Here is an 11,983-nt window from a genome sequence, read left to right as displayed (position 1 = left end):
TTTATTGCTTTATCAACGCAGATTAACGCGGATTTTCGCAGATTAGTTTAAGAGAATATATCTGCACTAATCTGCGTTAATCTGCGTTTCCCTAAATTGCATTATTGCATCAGATAATCCATTACGTTCTTTTCGATACGTTCGGCAAGGTGTTCGGTATCGGCTTTTACGAACGGTTCACCGGTGATGTGCTCGAACAATTCGATGTAACGGTCGCTAATGGAAGATACGATTTCGGGAGTCATTTCGGGCACTTGCTGGCCTTCTTTTCCTTGGAAACCGTTTGCCATTAACCATTCGCGTACAAATTCTTTCGATAATTGTTTCTGAGGCTCTTCTTTCTCGAAGCGTTCCTGATAACCTTCCGAATAGAAATAACGGCTTGAGTCGGGCGTATGGATTTCGTCCATCAGGTAAATCTGTCCGTTGTGTTTTCCGAACTCGTATTTCGTATCTACCAATATCAAGCCACGTTCAGCCGCGATTTGTGTGCCGCGTTCGAAGAGGGCAAGGGTATAACACTCCAATGTTTCATATTCCTCTGGAGTGGCAAGTCCGCGGGCAAGGATTTCTTCTTTCGAGATATCCTCGTCGTGCATGCCCATTTCAGCCTTTGTGGTAGGAGTAATAATCGGATGCGGGAATTTCTCGTTCTCACGCATGTTTTCGGGCAGGCGTACACCGCAAATCTCACGCACACCGCTCTTGTAAGCACGCCATGCGCTTCCGCACAAATATCCGCGTACAATCATTTCCACGGGGAATCCCTGGCACATCACGCCCACGGTCACCATCGGGTCGGGAGTGGCGAGTTTCCAGTTGGGGCAAATATCAGAGGTAGCATCCAAGAATTTAGCCGCTATTTGGTTCAGCATTTGGCCTTTATAGGGAATACCTTCGGGCAATACCACATCGAATGCCGAGATGCGGTCGGTAGCTACCATAATCAGTTTTTCATCATTGATGTTGTACACATCACGCACTTTGCCATGATAAACACTTTTCTGTCCCGGAAAGTGAAAATCGGTTTTTGTTAAAGCTTTACTCATAATTGCTATATATATTATAGGTGTATATCCGTTTCTTTTGATGTTTTTGTTTGTTTGGGGGCAACTTTGTTCTCTGCCTCAAATTTTTCGTATGCCTCAACGATGCGGGTCACCAACTTGTGGCGCACGATGTCTTTTTTATTCAGTTCGATGAAGCTGATGCCTTTTACTCCTTTCAGTATCTTCAAGGCTTGTACCAAGCCCGAAGTCTGATGCGAGGGAAGGTCTATCTGCGTCATGTCGCCCGTCACTATCATCTTGGTGTTCATGCCCATACGGGTGAGGAACATCTTGATTTGCTGGGTGGTGGTGTTTTGTGCTTCGTCCAAAATCACCACGGCATCGTTTAAGGTCCGTCCGCGCATGAAGGCGAGCGGAGCAATCTGAATGATGTTCAGGTCCATGTATTCCTTGAGCTTAGCCGCCGGAATCATGTCTTGCAAGGCATCATAAAGCGGTTGCAGGTACGGGTCGATTTTGTCTTTCATGTCTCCGGGAAGGAAACCTAACTTTTCTCCTGCCTCTACCGCCGGGCGGCTCAGGATAATCTTCTTGATTTCCTTGTTCTTCAATGCCCGCACGGCAAGGGCTATTGCCGTATAGGTCTTTCCCGAACCGGCGGGACCGATAGCGAAAGTCAGGTCGTTCTTCTCGAACTCCTTTACCAACTTCAACTGGTTGGCGCTTCGGGGTGTAATCGGTTTGCCCGTCACGCTATACACGATAGCGTCGCCCGTCTTCTCTACCGCGGGCTTGTTCCCTTTGATGATATCCAGAATCGCTTCTTCGTTCAATGAATTGTATTGCGCGCAATGCTTCTCCAAGTCTAATACGGCTTCTTCGAAAGCGCACATTTCCTCTTCATCTCCCATCACCTTAATGACATTCCCGCGGGCTACGATGCGTAGCTTGGGGAATAATGCCTTAATCATTTGCATGTTGGCGTTATTGACGCCATAGAAGACCACCGGGTCGATGTCCTCCAGTACAATATGCTTTTCTATCATTCAGTCTTTGCTCGTAATTAAATTTTTCTGCAAATTTAATCATTCCTTTGAATCTACAAACGTCTAATCGGGCAAATTCTTTCTTTTTTCATCTTGTGTTTCATCGAATCTCCTTATCTTTGTGCGTTTTTATGTCGTTTTATGGAATATTTAAGGCGAACGCAGAGGCGCAAAAGCGCGGAGGATAATTTTTTAGAGAAGGCAAAGTCTACAGAGACTTTACGTTTGCTCTCCGTGTCTTTTGCTTTCTCTAAAATAAATCTTTGCGCTTTTGCGCCTTTGCGTTTGTATTAGAATTAGAGAAGATTATGAAAAGAATAAGCCTGATAATGTGCGGTTTTCTGATGTTTTTAGGGAGTTGCATGGAACCCGACCGTACCATTGTGTTGAACAATCCCCACAACATACGGGGCGTGGTGAGCTATAAACGGAGTTTTAATGATTTGAATGATGTGCAACTCGCTACGGCAAAGCGTATCGGCATCCGTCCGATTGCATCGAGAGAGGAAGCCGAAGATGAGGTGGAGTCTGCTTATCTTGAGCGGATTGCCTCGTGCGAGCGGTATGACGTGGATTCGTTGACCCATTCAATTCCTTACCTTATCCCGAAAGCCAGTGCCTTGCTCGATACCATTGGCGTTAATTTTCTCGATTCGTTGAAACATAAGGGACTGAACCCGAACAAAATAATCGTGACTTCGGTGTTGCGCACTAAGGACGATGTGAAACGCTTGCGCCGCACTAACGGGAACGCTTCGCTTAATTCGTGCCATTTCTACGGGACTACGTTCGACATCAGTTGGAAACGTTTCACCAAGGTAGAGCATCCCGAAGGACGCCCCATGCAGGATGTAAGTGCGGATACGTTGAAACTGGTGCTTTCGGAAGTGCTCCGCGACTTGCGGAAAGCCGACCGTTGCTATGTGAAGTACGAGTTGCGTCAAGGATGTTTTCACATAACCGCACGATAAGCGTATGGCACGGTATTTCATTTATTTAGGATACGACGGCACGAATTACCACGGTTGGCAAATCCAGCCCAATGGGGCAAGCGTGCAGGAAGAATTGCAAAAAGCGCTTTCCACTTTGATGCGCCGCCCGATGGAAGTGGTAGGGGCAGGGCGTACGGATGCGGGTGTTCATGCCAGCCTGATGATAGCGCATACGGATATAGATGCGTCGGTCGATGCATCTATATTAGTTGATAAACTCAACCGTTTGCTTCCGCCCGACATTGCGGTTTACCGCATCCGGAGAGTGACGGACGAAGCCCATGCCCGCTTCGATGCCACCTATCGGAAGTACCAATACCACATCACCACAAGCAAGAACCCCTTTCTCCGGCATTATGCGTGGAGGGTGTTCCAGCCGCTTGATTTCGAGCGGATGAACGAAGCCGCCGCGGTGCTTTTCGAATATACCGACTTTACGAGTTTCAGTAAGTTGCATACCGATGTGAAGACCAATAATTGCCGCATCATGCACGCCCGTTGGGAGCAGACGGGTGCGGACGAATGGGTATTTACTATCCAAGCCGACCGGTTCTTGCGCAACATGGTGCGGGCGGTGGTCGGTACGCTCGTCGAAGTGGGACGGAGCAAGCTTTCAATAGAAGGATTCCGCCGGGTGATTGAGGCGAAAGACCGGTGCAGTGCGGGTACGTCTGTTCCCGGTCATGCCCTTTTCTTGGTCGATGTGGGTTATCCCGACCGCTTGTTCCTTGATATGGAGGAAAATACGGAAGCTTGTGAACAAAATGGAGAACATGAATGTTTAGATTGAAATAAATAGAAGGATAGTTGATTTATTATGCTGGTTACATTAATTATATTGATACTATCGGCGGCTTTTTTCGTTTCGGGAAAGGTCCGTTCGGATATTGTGGCGCTTTGTGCCCTGATAGGCTTGTTGGTATTTCAGATTCTTACTCCCGAAGAAGCTTTGTCGGGTTTCTCCAATTCAGTGGTGATAATGATGGTAGGGCTGTTTGTAGTGGGTGGCGCTATCTTCCAGACCGGATTGGCGAAGATGATTAGTTCGCGCATCTTGAAGCTCGCCGGAAAAAGCGAATTGCGGTTATTCCTGTTAGTGATGCTGGTCACCTCGGCTATCGGGGCTTTTGTGAGCAATACGGGAACGGTTGCCCTGATGCTTCCTATCGTAGTAAGCCTTGCCACGAATGCGGGCATGAATCCCGGACGCTTGCTGATGCCCCTTGCCTTTGCAAGCAGTATGGGAGGTATGATGACGCTTATCGGTACGCCTCCCAATTTGGTTATCCAAGACACGTTGGTCCATGCGGGATTCGAGCCTTTGTCGTTCTTCTCGTTCTTGCCGGTAGGCTTGATTTGTATGCTCACCGGCATTGTGGTCTTGTTGCCGCTCACCAAATGGTTCCTTTCCAAAAGAAGGAAGAAGGATGAAAATGCTTCTTCGGGAAAATCCTTGAACGAATTGGTGAAGGAATATGGCTTGTCGGATAACTTGTTCCGCTTGCAGAGTGTATCAGGTTCCTTACTGGTAGGGCAGACGGTGCAAGGGTTGGACGTGCGCCGTAAATACGGGTTGAATATCCTCGAAGTGCGCCGTGGAGAGGCTTCGCAACACCGTTTCCTGAAGACCGTAACCCAGAAGTTGGCTTCTCCTGATACGGTCATTCAGGCGGGTGACGTGCTTTATGTGACGGGCGATGCCAAAGACGTGTTGCGTTTTGCCTCTGAGTTTGCTTTGGAGATGATGGATGGGCATACTACGGAAACGGCTCGGACTACGGGCAATTCCTTGGACTTTTACGATATCGGTATAGCCGAAATCGTCTTGATGCCTTCTTCGAACATCATCAACCAGCGTGTGAAAGAAGCCGGATTCCGCGATAAGTTCAACGTGAATGTGTTGGGCATCCGCCGGAAAAAAGAATACATCTTGCAAGATTTGGGCAAGGAACGGATGCATAGTGGGGATGTGTTGCTGGTGCAAGGCACGTGGCAGGATATTGCCCGCCTTTCGAAAGAAGATACCGATTGGGTCGTATTGGGTCAGCCTCTTGCCGAAGCCGCTAAGGTGACATTGGATTATAAGGCTCCGGTAGCTGCGCTCATCATGGTGCTGATGGTGGTGATGATGGTGTTCGACTTCATTCCGGTAGCTCCCGTTACGGCGGTGATGATAGCCGCCATGCTCATGGTGCTCACGGGATGCTTCCGTAATGTGGAGGCGGCATATAAGACGATAAACTGGGAGACCATTGTGCTTTTTGCCGGGATGCTTCCCATGTCGCTTGCCTTGGAAAAAACCGGTGCCTCCGATTACATTTCCAATTCGTTGGTAAGCGGGCTGGGGGCTTACGGACCGATAGCCCTGATGGCAGGGATTTACTTCACCACTTCCCTAATGACCATGTTTATCAGCAATACGGTGACGGCTGTACTTATGGCGCCCATTGCCTTGCAAAGTGCCATGCAGATAGGTGTAAGCCCTGTGCCATTCCTTTTTGCGGTGACCGTAGCGGCAAGTATGTGTTTCGCTTCCCCGTTTTCTACTCCGCCCAATGCGCTGGTCATGCCCGCCGGACAATACACGTTTATGGATTACGTCAAGGTAGGTTTGCCCCTGCAAATCATTATGGGATTGGTGATGATATTCGCCCTTCCGATGCTTTTCCCGTTCTGATTTTCCAGTCCTTCCTAGGCGGGACTGCTGTTTTTCTGTAGCCAGTACTGCAGTTTTTGCAGGGTAGGACTGCAGTCCTACCCCTATAGGATTATAGGAGGACTGAACAGGAAGTGACTATTCATATTCAGCCGCTAATCAATTTATACCCGATGCCGCGCACATTCACGATGCGGATGCGTTCGTCGCGAGAGAGTTTGTGGCGGAGTTTGGTGATGAACACGTGCAGGCTGCGCTGGTTGAAGAAGGTATCATCGCCCCATAGGTCTATCAGGATGTCTTGCATCGGGGTCACTTCGTTCCGGTTTTCGCAGAGGTGGCGGAGGATTTCGCTTTCGCGGTGCGAAAGTTCGGTTTCGCTTCCGAGGTACGAAAGGCGTTGGGTCGTGGCGTTGAAGTGGTATCTGCCTATTTCGAATTCCGTTGCGGAAGGTTGGTTTTCCGAGGCGGGATAACGGGATGCCCGTCCTAAGAGCGCTTTGATGCGCACGATGAGTTCCTGCATCCCGAACGGCTTTTTCAGGTAATCGTTTCCGCCTAATTCGAAGCCTTCCACCACATCGTTCGTGGCAGAGCGGGCGGTGAGGAAGAGCACGGGTGTCTGCTTGTCTTGTCGTCGGATGCGGCGCACCATTTCGAATCCGTCCATGCGGGGCATCATCACGTCCGCCACCAGCACGTCGGGCTTTTCTTCGAAGAACTGCCTGAGCCCTTCTTCCCCTTCTTTTGCCAAGCGGATGAAGAAGCCTTGCCCTTCCAGGGTGTCTTTGATAATCAGGGCGAGGGTCTCTTCGTCTTCTACTAACAATACGTTGATAAGTGATTCTTCATTTTTCATGCTTCATTCTTAATTTAATCGTAAATTCGCTTCCTCGTCCCGGTTCGCTCTTCACTTCCACCGTTCCGCCGTGTTTCTCGGTCATGGTCTTCACGTAATACAGCCCGAGCCCGTAGCCCTTTACGTCGTGCAGGTTTCCGGTAGGCACACGGTAGAATTTGTCGAACACGTGGCGTTGCTTGTCGTGCGGGATGCCGATGCCTTGGTCGCGGACGGAGAGGATGAACCAGCCGTTTTCGGTGCGGCATCTTATTTCGACCCGTGCCTCGCCGGGCGAATATTTAATGGCGTTGTCGATGAGGTTGCTCACGATGTTGCCGAAATGGGTGCGGTCGGCGCATACCGCCAGCCCTTCCGGCTCGATGCGGAGGGTGATGCCGACGGGCTTGTCCGCTTTCAGCTTGTGCTGTTCGATAAGGGGCGCGATGACCTCTTCGGGCGGGAAGGCCTCTACGTGCAGGCGGAAGGTCTTCCGGCGTTCCATCGACATGCCGAGTATCTGCTCTACCAGCCCGCTTAGCCTTCGGAGCTGTTCTTGGCAGATGTGTAGGTAGCGTTCCCGTTTAGCAGGGTTGGTTCCGGTCCCGAAATTGAGCAGGGCGTCGCACGCAGCGTATGCCACGGCGATAGGGGTTTTCAGTTCATGGGTGATGTTGTTGGTGAAGTCGCTTTTCATTTCTTCCAACGTCTTTTGGCGCAAGAGGGTGCGGATGAGGAAGCCGAACGCAAGCCCCAAGATAACCAGTATCAGTGCCGAGGCGGTGAGGATGCCTGCCATTTGGGTGAGCACGATGCTTTCGATAGGCTCTAAGGTGAGCCGGTAGAGCCAATTGCCGTGCCGGTCGTAACTGTAATCGTAGGTAATGGCTTTCGGCGAAGGGAGGTAGCCGCCGGTGGTTTTGACGTTGAGCGTGTCGGTGAACGTGTAGCTCGAATCGGCGGTGCTTCCCCGGTGCAGGTACATCAGCCGGTAAGGGGCGCGGATGCCGATGCGGTGAAGTTCGGTGGCTAAGAGGCTGTCGAAGACGGCGAAATCGGGATCGCTCAGTACGTCCATGGCGGCGTGCAGCCCTTGCTGGAAGTTGGAGGCAAGTTCGGCGGTCGAGCTTTTGTTTTCGAAGAGGATAGAGGCGATGTCGGCTTGCAGGGCGGCTTGCGGGGCGGGGACGGTGTCTTTTACACTGTGTTCCCAGATGGAGACGCGGATGGTGTCGCCATGCTTGACGCTTCGGATGGTATGGGTCTTCGTGAACGCCCGTTCGTCGTCGTATCCGGTCGAGACGGTCACTTCGGCTTGTGCCAGCGAATCGTTTTGCATCCGCCTGACGCGTGCAATCATTTCGTTGTAATCGCTCGTGCGCAGGGCTTCGCGGATGTCCTTTTCCATCTCGCTCCGCTGGGTGCGGTAAAGGCTGGTCAGCCAATAGGCTTGGTAAGCGAATACGCCCGCCAGCGAGAGGATGACCAGCAGGGCGATGTATTTCAGGGGCAATTTCATGCGGCGGTTCTTTTTTAGGTTTGTTTTTTCTCTGCGATTTCGTCCTGCAACGTGCAGGAAGCTTTCGCAAGCTGCAATTTGCCGCTGCCGTCGGGAGGACGTTTTCGCAGGCTGCAATTTGCCGCTGCCGTCGGGAGGACGTTTTCGCAGGTTGCGATTTGCTGCTGCCGTCGGGAGGACGTTTTCGCAAGCTGCAATTTGCCGCTCCCGTCGGGAGGACGTTTTCGCAAGCTGCAATTTGCCGCTCCCATCGGGAGGACGTTTTCGCAAGGCAAAGATAGGTCTTTCCGCTCAATCTTGCGGAAAACGGTAAGACTAAATAACACTTCCGGTAACACTCGGTAAGACGGAAGATAAGGCGGATTCCGCGGGAAATGCCGAACTTTGCCGTATCAAACAAAAACGGAAATACAATGAAACGAATGATTTTGATTATCGGGCTGGCAGCTTTCGGAGCGGGGCTTCCGGCACAAGAAGCAGTAGACAGTTTATTGACGGGCGACGTGCAGACGGACAGCTTGTTTCAGGCTTTGCCCGAAGTGCTGGTGGAAGGCGAACGCCCCGTGGTCCGGGCATTGCCGGGGAGGCTGGAATACGACCTGCCCCGCATGATTGCGCAAAAACCGATAGACAATGTATATGATGCGTTGAAAGAGCTTCCGGGCGTGGTGGAGATGAACGGCGGACTGACGTTGGGGGCACGCGGCGTGACCGTCATTTTGGACGGGAAGGTGACGAACATGAGCGCCGAGCAGCTTTATTCGTTATTGAAGTCGATGCCCGCCAGCCGCATCGAGCGGGTAGAAGTGATGTACAATGCTCCGGCACGCTATCAGGTGCGGGGCGCGCTGATAAACGTCCGCCTGCGCCACCGCATCGGCGACCCCGGTTCGGTGCAGGGCGAAGCGTTCGCCAAGTATGACCAGCGGCACGAGGCTTCGTTCGAGGAGCGTGCCTCCTTATTATATAATGGAGGGAAACTCTCGGCGGATTTCCTTTACTCGCACACGCACGGCAAGAGTTACAACACGACCGACAAGGAAGCCCGCCATTGGCAAGAGGCGGAGGACGAAACCTATCTCGTCCGCAATCACGAGACGGGACGCGGACGGAACCATACGCATACGTTCCGCCTCGGCGCCGATTACCAGTTTGCCGAGAACCATACGTTGGGCTTTGTCTACAACGGGAGTTACGACACGAGCCATTATAACCAATACACCACGGGCACGCAGACGGCGACGACCTTGGGCAATCAGGAATCGTGGCTTCATAACGGGCGGCTGGACTATCAGGCTCCGTTCGGGCTGAAGGCAGGCGCAGAGTTTACATGGTATCATGCGCCGGGCAGCCAACGCCTCTCCAGCGAAATGGACGGGACGGGCATGGACTTTTATACCGAAGACGCGCAGCGCATCAATGCCTGGAAGTTTTATCTTGGGCAAGAGCATCAGCTGAAGCACGGCTGGGGGCTGAACTACGGGGCGGTTTATACGACGAGCGTGGACAATTCGTTCCAGCGGTATTCGGGGAATGAAGAATTGCCTTCGGATATGTTTTCGCGCCGGAGGGAACGGACGCTGAATGTGTATGCGGGCTTCAGCAAATCGTTCGGCGAAGACTTGTCGGTAGACTTTTCGCTGGCAGCCGAGCATTACCAGACTCCGGTGTGGAACGAATGGGACTGGTATCCGAACCTGACGGCTACGTATAAACCGTCCGCCAGCCATCTTGTGCAGCTCTCATTCAGCAGCGACAAGCGTTATCCCGATTATTGGGCGGTGCAGGACGCGGTGTCTTATCTGGGCGGAGGCTACTCGGAAGTGCAGGGCAATCCGCTGCTGAAGCCTTCGAAAGACTATAACCTGACGCTGATTTATATGCTGAAGTCGAAATATACTTTTGCCGCATGGTTCAGCCATACGGAAGATTATTTCACGCAGACGCTTTATCAGTCGCCCGAACGCTTGGTGGAAATCTACCGCTACCTGAACTTTAATTTCCAACGGCAGGCGGGCATTCAGGCTTCCGTTCCTTTTAAGATAAAGAAATGGCTCGACTCGCGCTTGACGCTGATGGGCGTATGGACGCGCGAGAAAGACGCCGACTTCTATGATATGCCTTTCGACCGCCGCATCGCTTACGGCATGGCGGTGTGGAACAATACAGTTACGCTTTCCACTCGTCCGGACTTGCGTCTGACACTGAATGGTTTCGTGCGCAGCAAAGCTCATCAAGGCACGTACGATTTGCCTGCCAGCGGGAATGTGGACGTAGCGTTGCGTTACGCTTTCGCCGATAAGAATTGCATCCTCTCGGTTTGGTGCAAGGACATTTTCGAGACCGCGGGCATCGACCCGTATATCCGCATCGCCCGCCAGTGGGTGACAAACGATTATTCGTGCTACCGTTCCGTAGGCTTATCGTTTACGTGGAAATTCGGAGGTTATCAGGAGAAGCATCGGGAAGCGGTGGATACATCCCGTTTCAAATAACGGGAATTTATTTGGAAGATTGAACATTTCTGCTTATCTTGGCGACCGAAACGAATCTTTTGTTAATGTAAAATGAAATAAACACGTAAAGTTGCCATGAAAAAGTCTGATTTGCTGTTCGTCGTGATTGTTGTAGCGATATTCATTCCGTTTGTTGTGTTCGAACCGTTGTATGAAGGCTATAAAGCGTTTAATGCTTCCCACGGTATGGTGATGAGTTTCTTGAAATTCGCAGTTTTGTCTACCTTAGGCGAATTGCTGGGGCTTCGTCTGAGTTCGGGCAAATATTTGAAAGCGGGTTTCGGTATTGTCCCTCGTGCGGTAGTGTGGGGGATATTGGGTATGGGAATCAATCTGGCGATGATTGTATTTGCCAATGGCGTACCGGTGGCATTGGAATACATTGGCTTGAACGGCGCTTCTTCCTTTATGGCAGGTCCGTTTTGTGCGGCAAAGGTGCTGGTGGCTTTTTGCATTTCGGTAGCGATGAACAGTATTTTCGCTCCTGTATTCATGACGTTCCATAAGATAACCGATACGCATATATTGGATTGTGGCGGTTCGGTACGGGCTTTGGTAACGCCGATTCCGATGACCCGCATCATTACGCATTTGAACTGGGATGTGCAGTGGAACTTTGTATTTAAGAAGACCATTCCGCTGTTTTGGTTTCCTGCCCATACCATTACTTTCCTGTTGCCGAGCGAAGCGCGTGTCTTGTTCGCCGCTCTGCTGGGTGTGGCTTTGGGAGTCTTATTGGCGGTAGCAGCCCGAAAGAAATCTTAAATTATGCGTAGATTTGGGTGAATTTCGTTATCTTTGCCTTGAGTTAATTAATGAGGAGGAAACAATATGAGAGTATCTGCATCCATGGAAAGTCTTTGGCAATATATCCAGTCGCTTTCGCTCAGCGAACGGAACCGTGTGTGGCTTGCCGATAAGTTGTTGGAAGGCACCCGCAAGGAGGAAGAAGAGACCGAGTACATCAGCAAGGAAGAGATTCTCGCGGGGATTGACGCGGGGCTGAAAGATATGAAGGCAGGGAGATCAAAGACTTTTGAAGAATTTATGAGAGATTGGGACGATGAAGTATAGATTGAAATTCCAACATACGTTTGAAAAAGAAGCCAAACGTTTAGGAAAACGTTATATGTCGATGAAATCCGATATTGCTTCTTTAAGTGAAGAACTTCTTGCCAATCCTCACCTCGGCACAGACCTTGGCGGCGGATTGCGCAAGATTCGGATGGCTATTACTTCGAAAGGGAAAGGCAAGAGCGGCGGCGCACGGGTTATTTCTTTTACCGTAGTGGTGGCGGTGGAGGAGACCGAAATCAACTTGCTTTACATCTACGATAAGGCGGAGCGTTCTTCTATCAGCAAGAAAGAAATCGAAGAACTGCTTCGGCTGAACGGACTGAAATGAC

At 51.0% G+C, this 11,983-nt stretch carries 11 protein-coding genes; 7 read left to right on the top strand and 4 right to left on the bottom strand.

Annotated features, from left to right (window positions below; genetic code table 11):
- Positions 1 to 101 precede the first annotated feature (101 nt).
- Positions 102 to 1,049, bottom strand: a complete 948-nt coding sequence (locus tag B5F91_RS03515) for a phosphoribosylaminoimidazolesuccinocarboxamide synthase (protein ID WP_087427728.1) — start codon at positions 1,047 to 1,049, stop codon at positions 102 to 104.
- Positions 1,050 to 1,063: 14 nt separating this feature from the next.
- Positions 1,064 to 2,056 carry a PhoH family protein gene (locus tag B5F91_RS03510; protein WP_087427727.1) on the bottom strand — a complete coding sequence of 331 codons (993 nt, stop codon included), beginning with the start codon at positions 2,054 to 2,056 and terminating at the stop codon, positions 1,064 to 1,066.
- A gap of 308 nt (positions 2,057 to 2,364) precedes the next feature.
- Between B5F91_RS03510 and B5F91_RS03505 the strand changes: the two genes are divergently transcribed.
- Genes B5F91_RS03505 through B5F91_RS03495 form a run of 3 tightly spaced genes read left to right on the top strand, consistent with a single transcriptional unit; the run spans position 2,365 to position 5,725 of the window.
- Positions 2,365 to 3,027 carry a DUF5715 family protein gene (locus B5F91_RS03505; protein ID WP_144025065.1) on the top strand — a complete coding sequence of 221 codons (663 nt, stop codon included), beginning with the start codon at positions 2,365 to 2,367 and terminating at the stop codon, positions 3,025 to 3,027.
- Between the two features lie 4 nt (positions 3,028 to 3,031).
- Positions 3,032 to 3,838 (top strand): tRNA pseudouridine(38-40) synthase TruA, encoded by an 807-nt coding sequence (gene truA / locus B5F91_RS03500; RefSeq protein WP_087427726.1) that lies wholly within the window; start codon positions 3,032 to 3,034, stop codon positions 3,836 to 3,838.
- 27 nt (positions 3,839 to 3,865) lie between these two features.
- Positions 3,866 to 5,725, top strand: coding sequence for an SLC13 family permease (locus tag B5F91_RS03495; RefSeq protein ID WP_087427725.1), 1,860 nt, complete (start codon positions 3,866 to 3,868; stop codon positions 5,723 to 5,725).
- Positions 5,726 to 5,852: 127 nt separating this feature from the next.
- Here B5F91_RS03495 and B5F91_RS03490 read toward each other — a convergent pair whose 3' ends face one another.
- Together B5F91_RS03490 and B5F91_RS03485 are read right to left on the bottom strand one after the other, a co-directional pair.
- The gene (locus B5F91_RS03490) at positions 5,853 to 6,563 is read right to left on the bottom strand and encodes a response regulator transcription factor (RefSeq protein WP_087427724.1); all 711 of its coding nucleotides are present in this window, start codon (positions 6,561 to 6,563) and stop codon (positions 5,853 to 5,855) included.
- Entirely contained in the window at positions 6,553 to 8,061 is a 1,509-nt protein-coding gene (locus tag B5F91_RS03485; protein ID WP_087427723.1) for a HAMP domain-containing sensor histidine kinase, read from the bottom strand. Before B5F91_RS03485 ends, B5F91_RS03490 begins: the two co-directional genes overlap by 11 nt.
- A 422-nt stretch (positions 8,062 to 8,483) precedes the next feature.
- On the opposite strand from B5F91_RS03485, the gene B5F91_RS03475 reads away from it, so the two are divergent.
- The 4 genes from B5F91_RS03475 (at position 8,484) to B5F91_RS03460 (ending at position 11,982) form a co-directional block, all read left to right on the top strand.
- Positions 8,484 to 10,556, top strand: coding sequence for an outer membrane beta-barrel family protein (locus tag B5F91_RS03475; RefSeq protein WP_239416225.1), 2,073 nt, complete (start codon positions 8,484 to 8,486; stop codon positions 10,554 to 10,556).
- Between the two features lie 96 nt (positions 10,557 to 10,652).
- Positions 10,653 to 11,342 (top strand): hypothetical protein, encoded by a 690-nt coding sequence (locus B5F91_RS03470; protein WP_087427720.1) that lies wholly within the window; start codon positions 10,653 to 10,655, stop codon positions 11,340 to 11,342.
- A 66-nt stretch (positions 11,343 to 11,408) separates the two neighbouring features.
- Entirely contained in the window at positions 11,409 to 11,651 is a 243-nt protein-coding gene (locus tag B5F91_RS03465; RefSeq protein ID WP_013617058.1) for a hypothetical protein, read from the top strand.
- Entirely contained in the window at positions 11,641 to 11,982 is a 342-nt protein-coding gene (locus B5F91_RS03460; protein WP_013617057.1) for a type II toxin-antitoxin system RelE/ParE family toxin, read from the top strand. Before B5F91_RS03465 ends, B5F91_RS03460 begins: the two co-directional genes overlap by 11 nt.
- The last annotated feature ends 1 nt before the right edge of the window (position 11,983 follow it).

It is taken from the genome of Bacteroides sp. An322, from assembly GCF_002161765.1.
Classification (GTDB): Bacteria; Bacteroidota; Bacteroidia; order Bacteroidales; family Bacteroidaceae; genus Phocaeicola; species Phocaeicola merdavium.
This window is presented reverse-complemented; position numbering and strand designations above follow the sequence as displayed.